Annotated in this window: 16 protein-coding genes; 7 read left to right on the top strand and 9 right to left on the bottom strand. The window is 54.9% G+C overall.

All coding sequences use genetic code 11. The annotated features are described in order from the left end of the window. Window positions 1-45: 45 nt before the first annotated feature. From BUA49_RS08635 to BUA49_RS08615, 5 genes are all read left to right on the top strand, one after another. Entirely contained in the window at window positions 46-1,170 is a 1,125-nt protein-coding gene (locus BUA49_RS08635; protein WP_072796763.1) for a 5-(carboxyamino)imidazole ribonucleotide synthase, read from the top strand. An 89-nt stretch (window positions 1,171-1,259) separates the two neighbouring features. After that, window positions 1,260-1,838 (top strand): superoxide dismutase [Fe], encoded by a 579-nt coding sequence (gene sodB / locus BUA49_RS08630; RefSeq protein ID WP_072796762.1) that lies wholly within the window; start codon window positions 1,260-1,262, stop codon window positions 1,836-1,838. Window positions 1,839-2,106: 268 nt separating this feature from the next. Further along, window positions 2,107-4,170: a putative bifunctional diguanylate cyclase/phosphodiesterase gene (locus BUA49_RS08625; RefSeq protein WP_072796761.1), complete on the top strand. Its 2,064-nt coding sequence runs from the start codon at window positions 2,107-2,109 to the stop codon at window positions 4,168-4,170. A 23-nt stretch (window positions 4,171-4,193) separates the two neighbouring features. Then, on the top strand, window positions 4,194-4,781 hold the full coding sequence (locus tag BUA49_RS08620; protein ID WP_072796760.1) for a LemA family protein: 588 nt from the start codon (window positions 4,194-4,196) through the stop codon (window positions 4,779-4,781). A gap of 11 nt (window positions 4,782-4,792) precedes the next feature. Next, window positions 4,793-6,796: a M48 family metalloprotease gene (locus BUA49_RS08615; RefSeq protein ID WP_072796759.1), complete on the top strand. Its 2,004-nt coding sequence runs from the start codon at window positions 4,793-4,795 to the stop codon at window positions 6,794-6,796. 14 nt (window positions 6,797-6,810) lie between these two features. Here BUA49_RS08615 and gspD read toward each other — a convergent pair whose 3' ends face one another. The 6 genes from gspD to BUA49_RS08585 all read right to left on the bottom strand — a co-directional run bounded on the left by gspD (window position 6,811) and on the right by BUA49_RS08585 (window position 13,377). Continuing rightward, the gene (gspD, locus tag BUA49_RS08610; protein ID WP_072796758.1) at window positions 6,811-8,766 is read right to left on the bottom strand and encodes a type II secretion system secretin GspD; all 1,956 of its coding nucleotides are present in this window, start codon (window positions 8,764-8,766) and stop codon (window positions 6,811-6,813) included. A 32-nt stretch (window positions 8,767-8,798) separates the two neighbouring features. Beyond that, window positions 8,799-9,656, bottom strand: coding sequence for a type II secretion system protein N (locus tag BUA49_RS08605; RefSeq protein WP_228704432.1), 858 nt, complete (start codon window positions 9,654-9,656; stop codon window positions 8,799-8,801). Then, the gene (gene gspN / locus BUA49_RS08600) at window positions 9,656-10,447 is read right to left on the bottom strand and encodes a type II secretion system protein N (protein WP_072796757.1); all 792 of its coding nucleotides are present in this window, start codon (window positions 10,445-10,447) and stop codon (window positions 9,656-9,658) included. Before gspN ends, BUA49_RS08605 begins: the two co-directional genes overlap by 1 nt. Window positions 10,448-10,623: 176 nt before the next feature. After that, window positions 10,624-12,276: a chaperonin GroEL gene (groL, locus tag BUA49_RS08595; protein WP_072796756.1), complete on the bottom strand. Its 1,653-nt coding sequence runs from the start codon at window positions 12,274-12,276 to the stop codon at window positions 10,624-10,626. 78 nt (window positions 12,277-12,354) lie between these two features. Then, window positions 12,355-12,642 carry a co-chaperone GroES gene (gene groES, locus BUA49_RS08590; RefSeq protein ID WP_072796755.1) on the bottom strand — a complete coding sequence of 96 codons (288 nt, stop codon included), beginning with the start codon at window positions 12,640-12,642 and terminating at the stop codon, window positions 12,355-12,357. Between the two features lie 192 nt (window positions 12,643-12,834). Further along, window positions 12,835-13,377 carry an FxsA family protein gene (locus BUA49_RS08585; RefSeq protein ID WP_072796754.1) on the bottom strand — a complete coding sequence of 181 codons (543 nt, stop codon included), beginning with the start codon at window positions 13,375-13,377 and terminating at the stop codon, window positions 12,835-12,837. A 90-nt stretch (window positions 13,378-13,467) separates the two neighbouring features. On the opposite strand from BUA49_RS08585, the gene BUA49_RS08580 reads away from it, so the two are divergent. After that, a complete protein-coding gene (locus BUA49_RS08580; RefSeq protein ID WP_072797778.1) occupies window positions 13,468-14,229 on the top strand; it encodes an SDR family oxidoreductase in 762 nt (253 codons plus the stop codon). A 48-nt stretch (window positions 14,230-14,277) separates the two neighbouring features. Here BUA49_RS08580 and BUA49_RS08575 read toward each other — a convergent pair whose 3' ends face one another. The 3 genes from BUA49_RS08575 to BUA49_RS08565 form a co-directional block, all read right to left on the bottom strand. Further along, on the bottom strand, window positions 14,278-14,583 hold the full coding sequence (locus BUA49_RS08575) for an MGMT family protein (RefSeq protein ID WP_072796753.1): 306 nt from the start codon (window positions 14,581-14,583) through the stop codon (window positions 14,278-14,280). Window positions 14,584-14,588: 5 nt separating this feature from the next. Next, on the bottom strand, window positions 14,589-15,935 hold the full coding sequence (locus tag BUA49_RS08570; protein WP_072796752.1) for an AmpG family muropeptide MFS transporter: 1,347 nt from the start codon (window positions 15,933-15,935) through the stop codon (window positions 14,589-14,591). Window positions 15,936-16,013: 78 nt separating this feature from the next. Further along, complete coding sequence (locus tag BUA49_RS08565; protein WP_072796751.1) at window positions 16,014-16,496, bottom strand: YajQ family cyclic di-GMP-binding protein; 483 nt, start codon at window positions 16,494-16,496, stop codon at window positions 16,014-16,016. Between the two features lie 115 nt (window positions 16,497-16,611). On the opposite strand from BUA49_RS08565, the gene BUA49_RS08560 reads away from it, so the two are divergent. Further along, window positions 16,612-17,583 carry a GGDEF domain-containing response regulator gene (locus tag BUA49_RS08560; protein WP_072796750.1) on the top strand — a complete coding sequence of 324 codons (972 nt, stop codon included), beginning with the start codon at window positions 16,612-16,614 and terminating at the stop codon, window positions 17,581-17,583. Window positions 17,584-17,840 lie beyond the last annotated feature (257 nt).

Raw genomic sequence — 17,840 nt, 5'->3', positions numbered from 1 at the left:
GCTGACCAATAAAAGTGAAATGCCCACCGTGACAGGAGAACACAAATGAGAATTGGTGTACTAGGCGCCGGTCAACTGGGAAGAATGCTCGCCCTCGCCGGATATCCGCTGGCCAAAACCTTTGTTTTCTATGACATGTCAGGCAGCCCCAGCGCCGGGTTGGGTGAAGTCATCATTGATCGCGAAGGCAAGTACCTCGACGACTTCCTGTCGCGGGTAGATCGGGTCACCTACGAATTTGAACACCTTCCCGTAGAAGTTGCAGAAAGGCTAGCCAAAGAAAAGCCGGTTCATCCCTGCCCCCGCGCCCTGCAGGTTTGTCAGAACCGCGAAGCCGAGAAAACACTGTTCGGTGAGCTTGGCATCCCAACGCCACAATGGAAGATTGCAGACAGCGCTGAGTCCCTGAAAGCCGCAGCAGAAAGCCTCGGCTGCCCGGTCGTTGCCAAATCCAATACCGAAGGTTACGACGGCAAAGGCCAGGCCGTGCTGAAAAGCCCGGAAGATGCAGAGGCAGCTTGGGCATCCATCGGCCATCCCAGATTGATGGTAGAGAAGTTTGTCGAGTTCAGCCGCGAGGTTTCCATCATTGCTGTGCGCGCTGAAGATGGGCAACTGGCCTTCTACCCAATCTCCGAAAACGTTCACCACGAAGGCATTCTGCGCTACTCAATTGCCCCGGCGCCGAGACTCGAAAAACACATTCAGGAAGATGCAGAGCTACACATCAAAGCCCTGCTCAACGAACTGGATTATGTCGGCGTGCTCACACTCGAGCTGTTTGAAACAGCAGATGGCCTGGTGGCAAACGAGATGGCGCCGAGGGTTCATAATTCCGGGCACTGGACCATCGAGGGTGCGATGACCAGCCAGTTCGAGAACCATATCCGGGCCGTGAGCGGTCACCCGTTGGGCAATGTTGCACCTCGCGGCCTGAGCTGCATGGTTAACATCATCGGTGAGCATGGGGATGTTGAACGCCTGCTGGAGCTCCCTTACGCTCACGTACACCTCTACAACAAAGGCGAACGGCCTGGCCGCAAGCTTGGCCACGTAAACATTCTGGCGGACAGCTACGCCGAACTGGTGTGGCGGGTCAGAAACTGTGTACAGTTTTTGCCCGGCAGCCCCGAATTCAGCAGCTCGCTGAACGCAAGCGACAGGCGCTGAATTGCTTTACGGGGTTGATATCGCTCAGATCGACCCTATATTAGAGCAGTAACATTCACCATAACAGAGAGACCAGGGAGAACGATCTCATGGCATTTGAACTTCCGGCATTACCTTACGAAAAGAACGCACTGGAACCACACATCTCTGCTGAAACCCTCGAATACCATTACGGCAAGCACCACAACACCTACGTAACTAAGCTCAACGGCCTGGTTGACGGTACGGACAACGCCAACAAGTCGCTTGAAGACATTATCAAAAGCGCCAGCGGCCCGTTGTTCAACAACGCTGCCCAAGTTTGGAACCATACCTTTTACTGGCACTGCCTGAGCCCGAACGGCGGCGGTGAGCCCAAGGGCGCAGCGAAAGAAGCTATCGAAAAAGCCTTCGGCTCGTTCGAAGACTTCAAGAAAGAATTCAACGACAAGGCCGCCAACAACTTCGGTTCAGGTTGGACCTGGCTCGTCAAGAAAGCAGACGGCAGCGTTGCAATCGCCAACACCAGCAATGCGGAAACACCTCTGACTGGTGCTGACAAGCCAGTGCTGACCGTTGATGTGTGGGAGCACGCGTACTACATTGATTATCGCAACTCTCGCCCGAACTATCTGGAAGCATTCTGGAACCTGGTCAACTGGGATTTCGTAAACGAAAACCTCGCCTGATCAGCCTGACTCGCTTTCCAGGCTCAGCCGGCAATGGCTGAATAAAAAACGCCCGCTTGCAGCGGGCGTTTTTTGTGTGGCGATTCACTAAACTTACAAATTGAAACGTCAGCATTCTCCAGTTTTTGAAATAATCACCGATAGTTCATGCAGAGTTGTTTAACCTGAATCATAATCTGTATCTTTGACAATGTGTTATGTTGGGTTGCCGGCACTTACCGGTTACAGGAACTTGTGCGCCTGACAAACAGGCTAAAAACGGGTCTGAATGCAAAAATTCTTTAAGGTTGAAAACCGCCTTGGCTACCGCATCCTCCGGTGGATACTGGCTGTTGCACTGATCAGCGGTGTGATCGTCAGTGCCATACAGGTGGTGCTCGATGCCCGCCGCGTATCTGCCGACCTGAACAGCCAGGCCAGCCAGACCATTGCCATGGTTAAAGATGCTGCCACCCAGGCCGTATTCAGCATTGACGCGGACCTGGCAAAGCAAGTGGTCGACGGCATGTTTGCGCGGGAAGCCGTGCAGGTGGCTCAGATTCTTCACACAAACGGGGATCCCCTGAGTTCCCGCGTGCGCCCATTGGCCGACAGTGCATTCCGGCCGCTGATTAACTGGATTTTTGGTGCCGATCGCGAATTCCGTACAGAATTGGTGCGCGACGGCGATTCTGCTGGCACCGTATACGGTTATTTCGTTGTTCACTACGATACCTTGCCGGCGGCCCACATGTGGCTGAGCCGTGCCATCGCGACCTTCACTTCGGTCATTGCCACGGCGGTAATTCTCGGCATGGTGCTGTTCTTTGTCTTTTACATGCTGCTGACCCGTCCACTGTTACGCATCGTAAATTCTGTAAAGCAGGTCGACCCCGCGCGTCCGGATGATCGCCTGGTTGACACGCCTGCAGGCCATGAAAAAGACGAACTCGGGCTTTGGGTAACAGCAACCAACACTCTGCTTATCGCCATTGGTGAGAGCCAGAAGCGCCATCGTGAAGCCGAAGACAGAGTAAACAGGCTCGCCCGCTTCGACCAGTTAACCGGGTTGCTCAGCCGGGACAGCTTCATGGAGCTGTTGAAGGCTGATATTGCACAGTCGAAACGCAACCATACCCTGCTGTCCGTGATTGTCTGCGGCATTGATGATTTCAAATCCATCAACGATCAATGCGGTTTCCGCACCGGAGATCTGACCCTGCAAACCGTTGCAGACCGGCTTATAAACTGCCTGAGCGGCTCCCGCTTTACGGTAGCCCGGCTCGGGGGTGATCAGTTTGTTGTTGTCGAGAAAGGGCTTAAAGATGGTTTTCAGGCGGCAGACACCGCAGAAGCCATTCTGGTTGGAATCAGTGAGAACATGGGAATGGAGGGCCAGAACATTTCCTTGACGGCAACTCTGGGCATTGCCCTCTATCCATCTGACGCCATACAACCGGATCGACTGCTCCAGAGCGCCGAGCAGACAATGATGCTGGCTAAACAGAAGGGCCGGGATCACTTCCAGTTTTACGTAGCAAGTATTGACCAGGAAATCCGGGATCGCAAACAGCTGGAGAAAGATCTTTCCCAGGCTCTGACCCTTCAGCAGTTCCATCTGGTTTACCAGCCTCAGATAAACCTTGAAACAAAACGGATTATTGGCGCAGAAGCGCTGCTTCGCTGGGAACATCCCGTGCGCGGCCTGGTGCCACCGGACTACTTCATCCCGGTCGCGGAAAACAATGGTTCCATTGTAGAGATCGGTCAGTGGGTTCTGGAGCAAGCCTGCCTGCAAGCCAAGTTGTGGGCAGACAAGGGGCTTCCCCTGCGTATCGCCGTAAACTTGTCTGCGGTGCAACTGCGCCAGGACCGCATTGTGGATGACATACTGGGCACGCTTAAGCGCCACAACATTCCTGCAGGTCGCCTGGAACTGGAAGTTACGGAGACCAGCTTCATGACTAACCTGTCAGACGCCGTTGCCAAACTGCACACCCTGAACCGGGCTGGCATCAGTATCGCCGTTGATGACTTCGGCACCGGCTACTCATCCCTTACCTACCTCAAGAAAATGCCGGTGCAGCACCTGAAAATTGACAAGCAGTTTATACGGGACCTACTGGTTAACGAGGAAGACACCCAAATTGCCAACACCATTATCGACCTCGGCAAAAGTCTCAACCTTTCGGTGATCGCGGAAGGCGTGGAAACAGCGGAACAGGAATATTACCTCAGCCAGCGTGGATGTACGTTGGCACAAGGGTATTTCTTCAGCAGACCTCTGCGCCCTGCGGATTTCGAGACATTTGTTCAGGGATTTCACCAGAAAATCGAAGAAAATAACGTTTGATCCATTATCTGTGAGGAGTTGCCATGGGCACTACTATTATCGGCCTGATCGTTATTGCCATCGCGGCAATCTATCTGGTTTTCATCTACAACCGCCTGGTTTCTCTGCGTAACCAGTTCAAAAATGGTTTTGCCCAGATTGATGTGCAACTCCAGCGCAGGCACGACCTTATACCCAACCTGGTTGAAGCAGCCAAAGCCTACCTTGTGCATGAGAAATCAACGCTGACCCAGGTTATGGAAGCCAGAAATAACGCCGTCAGCGCCCAGAAAGATGCTGCCAAAGATCCCGGAGACGGCACCAAAATCCAGCGCCTTGGTGGTGCAGAGAACCTGCTCACCAAAGCCCTCGCCAACTTTTATGCAGTGGCAGAGAATTACCCGGACCTGAAAGCCAACGAGACAATCCAGCAATTGATGGAAGAGCTTTCAAGCACCGAGAATCGCGTTTCCTTTGCCCGCCAGGCCTATAACGATGGTGTAATGAGTTACAACATCTTCCGCGAACAGTTCCCTAACAACTTTATTGCCGGCATGTTTGCGTTCAAGGAAACCTCTCAGCTGGAACTTGAGTCTCCAGAGGCCCGCCAGGCTCCGAAAGTCGCCTTCTGAGGCTCTGAAGTATGGCTCATCCGGGGTTTTTCCAGCGCCAGGCCAGTGCCCGGCGCAATACCAGCCTGCTGGTATTTCTGTTTCTCACGGCGGTGGTACTGATCACACTGGCCGTCTGCCTGGTGGGCTATTTCGTAACCCGCAGCGAAACCTCCGGCCAACCCTTTCATTACTGGCTGCTATCCAGCCACGGTCTCATCACCGCCTCGGCTGTGGTAACGCTCATATTTATGGGTTCACTCATACGCTGGGCAGACCTGGCAGGCGGCGGGAGCCGCGTTGCCAAAATGGTTGGTGCGCGGCCTATTGACCCGGACACTCGCGACAGCGACGAGCGCAAACTGCGCAATATCGTAGAGGAAATGGCCATTGCCAGCGGCGTGCCCGTGCCGGAACTCTATCTCATGGATAACGAGACCGGCATCAACGCCTTTGTAGCGGGATACACGCCCGGCTCCGCCGTTATGGTGGTCACCCATGGCGCAATCACTCAGCTAACCCGGGACGAACTCCAGGGCGTTGTGGGTCACGAGTTCAGCCACATCTTCAACGGTGACATGCGCCTGAACGTGCGCCTCATTGCCCTGCTTTCCGGCATCCTGATGATCGGCCAGATCGGCGGCTTTCTTCTTCATGTCTCGTTTTACAGCGGCGGGCGAACAACGGCCCGCAATCGGGACAGCCGTGCCCAGGCTGCCATGGGGATTCTTGGCGTAGCACTGTTTGTAATCGGTTACGTGGGCGTATTTTTCGGGCGCCTGATTCAGGCTGCCGTGTCGCGCCAGCGGGAAACCCTCGCCGACGCATCGTCGGTGCAGTTTACCCGCAACCCGGACGGGATTGGCGGCGCACTTTTCAAGATAGGGCTTCGAAGCAGCTATCTGGATACCACCGGCCACGCCAGTGACATGAACCACATGTGCTTCGGTGAAAGCGCCCGCATGAAGTTCACTTCGCTGCTCGCCTCTCATCCACCGATCGAACAACGCATTAACGCCATCCAGCCGGGGCTTATGGCACGGTTAAAAAGCCGCCTGCGGGATACCGAGTCTGGAGGCGACCTGCGCACGGCAACTGCCGGGCGCGGGCCCGCAGGGGCTTCTAACTTTGCGGGTGCAGCAGCAGACCTCTACGGCACCGTCTCCGGGCGGCGGACATCGCATTCAGGATCGGCAATTGCGACGCCTGTGCCAGCAACCGCAGCCGCGCAAAAGCTATCTGAAAGAGTCGGCACGGTCAGCCCGGAAGGCGAAGACTTTGCCGTTCATCTGCTGCGGCGCTTACCATCAACCTTCCGCGGTTTGCTGTACACTCGGGCAGGAGCCATTCAACTCTGCTATGCCCTGCTCATTAGCGATCTGGACGAACAGCAGCAAGCGGAACGCCTCAGACTACTCCCCGACCGCTCATTCTTTGGCCCACAATCAGACCTGTTGGCGAAACTCATTCCGGCACTTCAGAACCTTGGTGAGGCTGTGCGCTTTCCGGCCCTGGAACTCTCTATGCCGGCACTGCGCAAACTGGATCCGGACGAGCGCGCTGAATTGATTCGGAATGTGAGAAAACTGGTAGACGCAGATAATCGGGTCACACTGTTTGAACTGGCTCTTACCAGCTTCCTCTCTCGCCACCTGGGCGCGGATGCAGACAGGGCAATACCCGTTCGCTACCGTAGCTACAAAGCGGTGATACCCGCATTACAGCGACTCCTGAGCTTGCTGGCAAGAGCCGGCTCAGGTGACAGTCAGGGAGCAGAGATTTTGTATCGTGAAGCCATAGCCGGCTTTGCCAGCCGAGGGAATAACGATTACCCGATACTGACAAAAGTTACCATGCGGCAGTTGCAGGAAGCATTGAAGGCGCTGAATGGGCTTTCACCCCTGCTGAAGCCCGCGGTTATAGATGCCTGCGGGCATTGCATCACTTATGATGGCGTTATTGACGTGCGGGAGTATGAACTGATGCGGCTGGTGGCGGATCAGATGGATTGCCCGATGCCGCCAATGACCGTTTAAAAAACAAGCCGGTATTATTTCGCCAGCTTACTGTCTCCCATGTTAAACAACACATCAATACCAGGATTGGCCTCCATATCCGGCAAGCCGAGTTTGTTGCGAATATCGAGATTCACGTTCCACAACTTGTTGAATTTCTCGGATGTAACAGCAACAGCCTCAGCCTTCCCAAGCATAATCTTAGGGCGCAGGAATACCAATAGGTTCCGCTTTACCCGGCGCTCAGACTCCGACGAGAACAAGCGACCGATAAAGGGAATATCACCCAGCAAGGGAACCTTGCTCTTGTTTACCAGGTAATCTTCTCGGGTCAGACCACCAAGCACAATGGTTTCGCCATCATCCGCCAACACGGTTGTCTTGATTTCACGCTTGTTAGTGACAATGTCCGACGCATCTTCGATGCTGTCAGCAACACTTTCGGTGGTCTGCTCCACTACCAGCCTCACCAGGCCATCAGCACTGATTGTCGGGGTCACTTTCAGGGTAAGACCAATATCCCGACGCTCAATGGTGGTAAACGGATTGGTCGTGCCATCCCCGGTGACTGTGGATTGCCCGGTGCGGAACGGGACGTTCTGACCCACGATAATTTCGGACTCCTGGTTATCCAGGGTGATGATGCTCGGTGTCGAAAGCAGATTGGCCGCTGCCGAGGTAGAGAGCGCCTGCAAAAGAACGCCCCAGCTCACGCCGTTTTCATTTCTCTGGCCAGCACCAACGGTAACACCCCCTACTGCCGGCGAAATGGCGGACCCACTCAGGATTGCGCCGAGCACATCGCCCAGACTACGACCAACGTTCCCAAAGTTTGTTCCCATTACAGGCGTAGAAGATCCGGATTCATCACCCACTGCGAGCTGAACGCCAAGATCCTGACCCAGCTCATCACTGATTTCTACAATAGCCGCCTCAATCATCACCTGGGCACGACGCACGTCCAGCGCCGCGACAATCTCTTCTGCCTCTTGCATCAGAGAAGGGTCACCGCGAACCACGAGAGCGTTCAGCCCTTCATCCGCAAACACCGCAAAATTGCCCTGAGGCCTATTACTGGCGCCGCCACCGGCAGCACCTCCGGCACCCTCCTTGGCGAGCTCACCCATCACACCCTTGAGGATCTCGGTCAGATTCTTGGCATCGCCGTGCTTGAGGCGAATAACCTTGGTAGCGCCGCCGCTGGCAGATGGCTGGTCAAGCTGCACAATCAGCCCACGGATCTTGCTTCGGAACGATTCATCGCCACGGAGGATAAGGCGATTGCTGCGTTCATCTGCCGTGACACTGTACTTTCTGGAGGCGCTGTCGTTCCCGGCGCGGCCCAGCTCATCCGGTGCCAACTCCTGCAGAAGAACCACCATATCGCCGACCCAGGCTTCCTTGAGCTTGATCACTTCTACTTCGTATTTGGAAGGGCTGTCCAGCTCCCGGACAATCTCCTCGATCCGCTGAATATTGGATGAATGATCACTGATAATCAGCGCATTGGCGGCCGCTACTCCAGCCAAGTGGCCATACTTTGCCACCAACGGCCGAAGAATGGGTACCAGCTCCAGCGCATTCGCGTTATCAATCTGGATAACCCGGGTAATAAGCTGTTCGGAGGGTATGCTCGGGAAGCGGCCAAGCGCTTCGGCGGACTGTTTCGCATCCACCTGCTGCACCACCTTTATAACTTCTTCTCCGGGAATGGCGGTGAAACCATGAACGTTCAGCACCGCAAGAAACAGATCATAAATCTGGTTCTTGTCCATCGGGGCACTGGAAAGCACGGTGACCTTGCCTTTTACCCTGGGGTCCACCACAAAACTGTAACCGGTAATATCCGCCACCTGAGTGACAAAGGCGCGGATATCCGCGTCTTTCAGGTTCAGCCTCCAGGTTTCCTCCTGACCGTGCGCCATCGACATCAGGGGTAGAAGAATAAGCAGAGCCAAGGCCCGCAGAAAGTTGGTCTTGTGGTTATACATCTGGCGATTTCGTCCTGTATCGATGAACCCTGTCAGCGCCACTGCTCAGGTATGGCATAACTTATGGTAAGAAAAGACCCGTCACGTTCGATTTCTATATCCAGACTGGCTTGGCCGCGCCAGCTTTCAAGCAGCGATCGATCCTGTTGCACATCACCCAGGCGTTGCCCGTTGATGGCGGTAATCACGTCTCCGGCTTTAAGATTCACTGCGTTCAGCATGGCATTGGAGCCGTTATATACGTAACCAGAACCACCGCTGTCATCAACGGGACTGAGACCATAAGGCGTCAGTGCGGCCGCCCCTGCGCTGTCCAGTTGCTCCCTGGCGTTCTCAAGAAACGCTTCCGGTGATGATTCTGCCGGCTCCCGGGTCACCTCTGCAACCATTGTGGACGTGTCGTCTTCTTCAAACGTCAGTGATTCGTATCGACCACCACGGCGAATCAGTATGCGCCCCGACTCCACCTCTGCCAACTCAGCATTGCCTGGCAGCAAATCGCCAACCCGGTACCACGCAGTTTCACCGTTACTTCCAGCCACTATAGCACCTGAGGCTTCCGGGTGCTGTCCTACCAGAACGCCCTGAAGCCTGAGCCTCAGCCCGGTTTCCGGCGCCGAACGTTTCACGGCCTCGGCCACCTCTCCGGGCGCTTCCGGCCGGCCAAAGAACTCATAGCTGGCCATCGGATAACTGCCGAAACTTCCGAACGTCTGTGATCCGGGTGAGCCCGCAGCAGGTGCGACCGCAACCGGCTTGTCCTTCCAGGCAAAAAGCCAGGTAGCGTTTGCCATAAAAACACCCAGGTAGATCACCAATCCGGCGAGCAGCAGGTTAGCGACCGCTTTCGCAATCCGATGCTGGGTGTCGGCGGCCGGCATAACAATCATCAACGCGGCCCCGGAAGCAATGGCTGTCTTACACGGAACACAATATCATCGGGGCTGGCAGAATCTGGCCAAGGCTGGCCGGCAAGATCGATCATGCGCTTGTAAACCCGCAGTTCCATCATTCCGCTCCAGAGAATACTGGCATCCGCTGCAGGGCCATTGCCCGCCTGCTCCGCAACGACCAGGGCCACACCGCCATCTGTGGTGTCGATAGTTGCCCGCATGGGCGGGAACTGTGCCTGCCCGGTCTGGTTACCCATGGGCCAGCTCACTCTACCTCCAGCCCATCGACCAACGCCATCAGCACGCACAATACGATTATCTGCCCACTCCAGCTCCAGGCGGTCAATGCTTACGTCGCCTTCAATCATCGCACCACCACTGCGCCGGATCAGTTCTTCAAACTCTGCCACAGCAATGTTGCCACGAGCATTCAGGCGGGCATTTGCCGGCCATCCCACGGTGACGTCTCCAGAAACATCCGACTGCAGGGTCTCCACCGAAATCCGCACCGGCTGCTCCAGAGCCGTAATCGAAGGCCAGCCCAGCTGCCACTTAACACGCACCGGAAAGCCGGCAACAATAACTCCGGCCGAACCATCCCAGACCTTGCCCGCAACCTGTCGAACCTGAACCTGGGGAGGAAGAGAAATATGTGGCGAAGCCTGATGCCAGGCCCAGCCAGCGGGTATAAAAACGATCAGTGCACCGAGATAGACAAACACCCCAAGCAACACAAGCAGCAATAACTTGCCGGGGCGTAAAAAAGGTTTGGATTCAGCGTCACTCATTCGGTTTCACACAGACAGTTGACCGGTAGACGAGTCTAACAAACGCCTTAGTCAAGTTCATGACAAAAAAACAAAAAACCCCGCGCCAGTGTGAACCAACGCGGGGTTTTTAAAGGCAGATCAGGCCACGCCCCGGAATTTGAGACGTGGTCGGGATCAGCTCGGTATGACCGGCATTACATCATGCCGCCCATGCCTCCCATTCCGCCCATACCACCCATATCCGGCATACCGCCGCCGGCGTTGCCTTCGTCCGGCTCATCAGCAATCATCGCCTCAGTGGTGATGATCAGTGATGCTACGGAAGCCGCGGCCTGCAGTGCAGAACGGGTTACTTTGGCAGGATCCAGGATACCCATTTCCAGCATGTCGCCGTATTCTTCGGTAGCAGCATTATACCCGAAGGCGCCTTTACCGTCGCGAACCTTGGCAACAACTACTGAAGACTCACCACCAGCGTTGGAAACGATCTGGCGCAGAGGAGCTTCCATGGCGCGGCGCAGGATATTGACACCCGCTCTCTGCTCTTCGTTGAGGACTTCAACCTTGTCCAGCGCAGCGAGAACGCGAATCAGAGTTACACCACCGCCCGGAACAATGCCTTCTTCAACAGCGGCACGAGTAGAGTGAAGAGCGTCTTCAACGCGGGCCTTCTTCTCTTTCATTTCCACTTCAGAACCGGCGCCTACCTTGATGACGGCAACACCGCCAGCCAACTTGGCCACACGCTCCTGAAGCTTCTCTTTATCGTAGTCTGAAGAGCTGTCTTCAATTTGCTTACGCACCTGCTCAACACGGGCTTCGATATCAGCCTGTGCACCAGCACCGTCAATGATGGTGGTGTTTTCTTTGGTCAGGTTTACGCGCTTGGCTGTGCCCAGATCGTCCAGAGTGGCGTTCTCAAGGCTAAGACCAACTTCTTCGGAAATCACAGTACCGCCGGTCAGAATGGCGATATCCTGCAGCATTTCCTTGCGGCGATCACCAAAGCCAGGCGCCTTGACAGCGGCGACTTTCACAATGCCACGCATGTTGTTCACAACCAGAGTCGCCAGAGCTTCTCCTTCAATATCTTCGGCGATGATCATCAGCGGCTTGCCCGATTTGGCAACAGCTTCCAGCACCGGAAGCAGCTCGCGGATGTTGGAGATTTTCTTGTCAACCAGCAGCATGTACGGGTCATCAAGTTCAACAGACATGTTGTCCTGGTTGTTGATGAAGTACGGAGACAGGAAGCCGCGGTCGAACTGCATACCTTCAACTACGTCCAGCTCGTCTTCCAGGCCACGGCCTTCTTCAACCGTGATCACGCCTTCTTTACCGACTTTACCCATCGCATCGGCAATCAGCTGACCAATTGTCTCGTCGCCGTTGGCGGAGATGGTGCCTACCTGAGCAATGTTGCGGCTATCGTCGCAAGGCTTGGCCATTTCACGAATGGCTTTTACAGCCTCCGCAGTGGCCTTGTCGATGCCACGCTTCAGATCCATCGGGTTCATGCCGGCAGTCACTGCCTTTACGCCCTCATTAACGATGGCCTGGGCCAGAACTGTCGCAGTGGTGGTGCCGTCACCGGCGGTGTCGTTGGTTTGGGAAGCAACTTCCTTCACCATCTGGGCGCCCATGTTCTCGAACTTGTCTTTCAGTTCGATTTCTTTGGCAACCGATACACCGTCTTTGGTGATGGACGGAGCGCCGAAGGACTTCTCCAGAACCACGTTACGGCCTTTGGGGCCGAGAGTTACCCTGACTGCGTCCGCCAGAATGTTGACGCCTGCGACCATACGCTTACGCGCGCTATCACCGAATTTGACTTCTTTTGCTGACATGTTTTCTCTTCCTGTTCGTTAAACCGAATTCGTTGAATCAATCGAGTAAATGACTGTTCGTGCGAATTGCTTCAGAGATCACTCAAGCACGCCGTAGATGTCGCTTTCGCTCATGATAAGCAGCTCTTCACCGTCGATTTTCACGGTGTTGCCGGCGTACTGGCCAAATACCACGGTGTCACCCGCTTTGACTGCCAGCGCACGAACGTCGCCATTTTCCAGAACGCGACCGTTACCCACAGCAACAACTTCACCCTGGGAAGGCTTCTCTTTGGCGTTACCCGGCAGCACGATGCCACCAGCAGTTTTCTCTTCTTCTTCTTTACGGCGTACAACAACACGATCGTGTAGCGGACGAATCTTCATTGCTCGGCTTCTCCAATAGTCAGATTAATGTGGCAATGACATTTACTGTTAATGGTCAGACTGCTATATCAGTCCGACAAAATTGCCCGGCTTCGAACCTGCTGTTTAAAGCTGGTACCAGCCTGCGGCGAACTTGTGAGATGTATGTGGGGCTGGCACCGGAGTTTTCAACACCCGCCCTCATAAATCTTTTCATTTTTTATCAAGGCGATCGTGGTTGGTTTTGGTCTCATCACGGTATTCACCTTCAATAATATCGCCGTTGTGATCCCGGTCGAACGGGCGCTGTTGACCAAAAGGGTTGCTGCGCCCCCCGAAGGGGTCCTGTCCGAACGGATTCTGGCCGCCTCCGGCACGGAAATAGAACCCACCACTCTTGCTTGAAGCTACCATGCGCTTCAACGCCTGCGCAGCCAGCCAGTGGCGGGTCAACGGAATAAGACACAGAAACCCGAAGGTATCGGTAATAAACCCCGGAGTAATCAGGAGCACACCGCCAACTGCCAGAATAAGCCCTTCGGCAACTTCTTTAGCGGGCAACTCACCACTGTTCAGGCGCTGGTTAGCCTTGAGCAATGTCGCCAGACCTTGCTGGCGAAGCAGCCAGGCCCCGGCAACAGCCGTCAGCAGCACAAAGCCAATGGTATTGAACACACCAACCATGGTGCCCACCTGAATGAGCACCGCCATTTCAGCGATCGGCATGATAATGAAAACAAATAATAATATGGGCATCAGGCTCTCGCGATCTGGATGTGGGCATTTAAAGGTCTGGTATACTCGCAGCCTTTCCAAAAACACCTTCTCTCTAATTTAGGGCAAAACATGAAACTTCAAGATTCTGTGATAGCAATTACCGGTAGCGGCCAGGGTCTGGGCCGCGCGATGGCCGAGTACCTGGCCGCAAAAGGCGCCAGGCTGGCTCTGATTGACCTGACGCCCGAAAAACTTGCAGAAACCGCCGAAGCCTGTAAAACAGCTGGCAGCGAAGCGAAAACCTACGTGTGCAACGTAGCGAAAGAAGACGAAGTAGAACAAACATTTGCAGCCATCTTAAAGGACTTCGGCCAGCTGAACGGCCTCGTTAATAATGCCGGCATCTTGCGTGATAGCCTGCTGGTCAAAGTGAAAGACGGCCAGATAGCAAAGCGCATGGAATTATCCCAGTGGCAGGCCGTTATCGACGTTAACCTCACGGGTGTATTCCTTTGCGGCCGTGAAGCGGCTACTCAGATGATCAAAAACGACAGCAAAGGCGTCATCATCAATATTGCGTCCATTTCCCGTGCCGGAAACATGGGCCAGAGTAACTACTCCGCCGCCAAAGCCGGTGTCTCTGCGCTGGTGCCGGTGTGGGCGAAAGAACTCGCACGCTATGGCATCCGCTGCATGGGCATTGCACCGGGGTTCGTTGGCACTGAAATGACCGAATCAATGAGGCCGGATGTACTCGAGAAATTGATCGCAAGCATCCCCCTCAAACGAATGGGCACACCCGAAGAAATCGCCTCAACCGTTGCGTTCATCTTTGAAAACGATTACCTGTCTGGCCGAATGATCGAGGTAGACGGCGCACTGCGAATTTAGCATTTAGCCAACAAAGTACAAGGGAGCCAGACCTGGTCTGGCTCCTTCCTACTGCCAACGAAACCGGCGCATAGCCACCCGGCCGTTAACCACTTCCACGCCTTCGGCTTCCAGTAAACTGACCTGCTTGCAGTAAATCCCGGAGCCTTCCGGAAAGGCGATCTGGCCGTTGCTGCGGATAACGCGGTACCAGGGCACCGAGTGGCCTTGCGGAAGTTTGCCGAGTGCACGGCCGATGTAGCGGGCCTGGCGACCAAGGCCTGCCATTTCGGCAACCTGGCCGTAACTTGCGACCTTGCCCGGCGGGATTGCGAGTACGACTTGCCAGATTTTCTGATCCTTTCCCGGCTCCATACGCTCTACCCGCTTGTGTTCTGCCCAGAGTCTACACTGTCGTTACCAGAGTGATCGGGAGCAAGTGCATCCAGCCTTTTGCCCTGGCGAATCAGGAACAGAGCCAGAAGAATAGCAGGGATTCCCATCAAGCCGGACACGAAAAAAAACTCCGCATAACCAAAGCCTGCAACAACCATCCCGGAGAACCCGCCCAGGAACTTTCCGGGCAGCGTCATCAAGGAGCTGAACAGCGCATACTGTGTGGCGGTAAATGAGGCGCTGGTCATACTGGAGAGCCAGGCAATCAAGGCCACATTGGCAATGCCACCGCTGAGGTTATCGGCACTCACCACCGCCGCCAGGGTCACCAGGTTGGGCGGATACTGCGCCAGAAACACGAACAAAAGATTCGTGGCTGCGGTCATGATCGCGCCTATCAGCAGTATTTTTCTTGTGCCGTAGCGCACAACGAGAACTCCGCCTGCCAGAGACCCGGCAATGGTCATGAAAAACCCGAAGATTTTAGTAACATCCGCAACCTGGGTTTTGCTGAAGCCCATAAAATCCAGATAGAACGGATTGGCCATCACACCCATGGCAATGTCGGAAATGCGGTAAACCGCCACCATCACCAGAATGGCAATGGAAAGCTCTTTGTAGCGCTGAAAGAAATCCAGAAAAGGTCCGGCAACAGCGGCATAGAACCAGCCGGCAAAGCGCGCCAGCCGAGGGCTCAGGTGGGTGCGTTTAGCTGTTTCCTGCTCGATTTTGTATGCGATGTCCTGAGCGGCAGCAAAATGGTTCACCGCTGGCTCGCGCACAATCAGCACGGTTAATGCACCAACACCCACCAGAGCCGCCATAACCTCGTAAGAAACCCGCCAGGACCAGAACTCTGCCAGATACAGTGCCCCGGCTCCGGCAACCAGTAACGCCAGCCGATAGCCAAAGATATAGGTTGCCGCGAGTGCAGCCTGAAGCCGCTCTTCGGCGATCTCGATACGATACGCATCAATGGCCACATCCTGGGTGGCCGATGAAAACGCCACCAGCAACCCACAAAGGGCCATCATTTCAGGAACTGCGGTGGCGTCTACTTGGGCCATCAGGTACAGGCCGGTAGCAATGCCCACCTGTGCCAGCAGTATCCAGCTCCGGCGCTTCCCCAGCAGCCTGTCCAGCACCGGCAGCTTCAGCCTGTCGACCACCGGCGCCCAAAACACCTTGATGGAATAGGTAATCCCCAGCCAGCTGAAGAACCCGATGGTGGCGGTTTCCACACCAACGTCGGCAAGGCGGGCGTTCAGCGTTGAAAACACCAGCAGAAACGGCAACCCGGCCGAAAAGCCGAGAAACAGAAGAGCAATCACCTGCCAACGGGTGTAGGTGTGTAGCGAATCCCGGATCAGGGCCAGGCGGGTACCGGTTGAAATGGTGGAGCCTCCGGATCAGTCGCGGAAATTATTGAACTGCAGAGGTACTTCCAGCTCGGTCTCACGCAGCAAGGCAATCGCGGTTTGCAGATCATCCCGTTTCTTGCCGTTCACCCGGACTTTGTCGCCCTGGATGCTGGACTGTACTTTCAGCTTGGCGTCCTTGATCAGCTTCACGATTTTTTTCGCCATGTCGGTTTCAAGGCCCTGCTTCAGCACAAAATGCTGCTTCATCAGCTTGCCGGATTTGCTTTCTCCGCTCTCGGAAAGCGCGCGACCATCGATATCGCGGCTGGCAAAAGCCATCCGCAATATGTCAATCAGCTGCTCCAACTGGAATTCCTGCTCGGCACTGACCGTCACGCCCTTATCATCAATCTCAATGTCTGCGTCTACGTTTTTGAAATCCCAGCGATTGCCGAGATCTTTCTTGGCTTTATCCACCGCGTTGGTGACTTCGTGCATGTCGATTTCAGAAACAATATCAAAAGAAGGCATGGTCGTTATTCTCCTGGACCTGTAGCGAGTATACTGTCGGCTTTAGAAATAGAGGCAAGCATACCAAGCCCCGGTAAGCACCGCATCTGACAATGGACTGCAAAAGTAGACAACCATGCCAAACCTGGACCTTCCAATACTTGTAGTAGACGACGCGAAATTCAGCAGTATGGTGGTTGGCCGAACCCTGCGAAATGCCGGATATCGCGACGTACGTATCGCCAATGATGCTCCTGCGGCCCTCAAGCTGACGGAACAACGCGCCGTGAGCGTGCTGATTGCAGACTGGCTGATGCCCGAGATGGACGGGCTGGCGTTAACCGATGGGGTACGCCAGCAAGATGAGCAGATCAACCACTACACCTACGTGATCCTCCTGACAGCCCGTGAGAGCGTAGAGGCCCTGGCAGAAGCATTCGACCGGGGCGTGGACGATTTTATCTACAAATCCGACATGACCAAGCAGCTTATCCCGAGGATTTTTGCTGCGGATCGCATGGCCGACCGCCAGAACACTCTGCTACGCGCAAACGCCCTGCTTATCGAAAATAACCGGGAGCTGGAATCCAGTAACATCATCGACCTTGAAACCGGGCTTTGCAACAACCGCTATGGCCGCGACCGGCTGGCCAAAATGCTGCGCCACGCTGAATCCCGGGGTGGCGCTTCGGCGTATGTATTGTGTGGTATCCGTAACTGGCAGGAGCTTAAACGCAAGCACCCGCCCACAGTCATGAATGAATTGTCGGTGGGTATTGCCCGCAGGCTCAGCACCCTGATTCGCCCCATCGATGTGCTGTGCCGAGTCGGTGACAATCAATTTGCGATCATTTCCTATTTTCCGAACAGCGATCATTGCACAACGACCGCCTTTCGCCGGGTTTTTGATGGCATTAACCATAAGGCACTGAAAACCACGGCCGGATACATTTCTGTGGAAGCCGGCATGGTGCTTTGCAAAGCCGATGCCCAGAACGGAACGCCATCCATTCAGGAGATGGAACGGGCCTCTGTGAACGGCCTGGTGAATGCCTATGAGACTCGCCGGTTTACCGAAGCCGCACCGGAGATCGGTGCAAGCGCTTAAGCCAGCAAACAATCCGTAACACTGAGACACACATCACACACAGACACAGCAGAACGAACGGCCTATTCTGAAATTGTGGATTTAAGCAGTATCCCCCATGGTGGAGGAGCCGAGTTGTACCTCCGCCGCCAAATGGGAAATCCATCGGATTAACGAATTTTTCAGGCACTTTCGTTGTTCTTTTTTGGGCCAGCTTTTTAGCTGGCCTTTTTGTTTTTTGGTTCCGTACAAAATCTGCTTTTAAAGTCGTCCAGCAC

The organism is Marinobacter antarcticus, assembly GCF_900142385.1.
Taxonomy (GTDB): Bacteria; Pseudomonadota; Gammaproteobacteria; order Pseudomonadales; family Oleiphilaceae; genus Marinobacter; species Marinobacter antarcticus.
Note: the sequence above shows the minus strand (reverse complement) of the source record. Positions and strands in the feature narration are given on the sequence as shown.

Excerpts from the sequence above, each read along its gene's own strand:
- BUA49_RS08635 (WP_072796763.1), top strand. The coding sequence starts at position 46 with ATGAGAATTGGTGTACTAGGCGCCGGTCAACTGGGAAGAATGCTCGCC.
- sodB (WP_072796762.1), top strand. The coding sequence starts at position 1,260 with ATGGCATTTGAACTTCCGGCATTACCTTACGAAAAGAACGCACTGGAA.
- BUA49_RS08625 (WP_072796761.1), top strand. The coding sequence starts at position 2,107 with ATGCAAAAATTCTTTAAGGTTGAAAACCGCCTTGGCTACCGCATCCTC.
- BUA49_RS08620 (WP_072796760.1), top strand. The coding sequence starts at position 4,194 with ATGGGCACTACTATTATCGGCCTGATCGTTATTGCCATCGCGGCAATC.
- BUA49_RS08615 (WP_072796759.1), top strand. The coding sequence starts at position 4,793 with ATGGCTCATCCGGGGTTTTTCCAGCGCCAGGCCAGTGCCCGGCGCAAT.
- gspD (WP_072796758.1), bottom strand. The coding sequence starts at position 8,766 with ATGTATAACCACAAGACCAACTTTCTGCGGGCCTTGGCTCTGCTTATT.
- BUA49_RS08605 (WP_228704432.1), bottom strand. The coding sequence starts at position 9,656 with ATGATTGTTATGCCGGCCGCCGACACCCAGCATCGGATTGCGAAAGCG.
- gspN (WP_072796757.1), bottom strand. The coding sequence starts at position 10,447 with ATGAGTGACGCTGAATCCAAACCTTTTTTACGCCCCGGCAAGTTATTG.
- groL (WP_072796756.1), bottom strand. The coding sequence starts at position 12,276 with ATGTCAGCAAAAGAAGTCAAATTCGGTGATAGCGCGCGTAAGCGTATG.
- groES (WP_072796755.1), bottom strand. The coding sequence starts at position 12,642 with ATGAAGATTCGTCCGCTACACGATCGTGTTGTTGTACGCCGTAAAGAA.
- BUA49_RS08585 (WP_072796754.1), bottom strand. The coding sequence starts at position 13,377 with ATGCCCATATTATTATTTGTTTTCATTATCATGCCGATCGCTGAAATG.
- BUA49_RS08580 (WP_072797778.1), top strand. The coding sequence starts at position 13,468 with ATGAAACTTCAAGATTCTGTGATAGCAATTACCGGTAGCGGCCAGGGT.
- BUA49_RS08575 (WP_072796753.1), bottom strand. The coding sequence starts at position 14,583 with ATGGAGCCGGGAAAGGATCAGAAAATCTGGCAAGTCGTACTCGCAATC.
- BUA49_RS08565 (WP_072796751.1), bottom strand. The coding sequence starts at position 16,496 with ATGCCTTCTTTTGATATTGTTTCTGAAATCGACATGCACGAAGTCACC.
- BUA49_RS08560 (WP_072796750.1), top strand. The coding sequence starts at position 16,612 with ATGCCAAACCTGGACCTTCCAATACTTGTAGTAGACGACGCGAAATTC.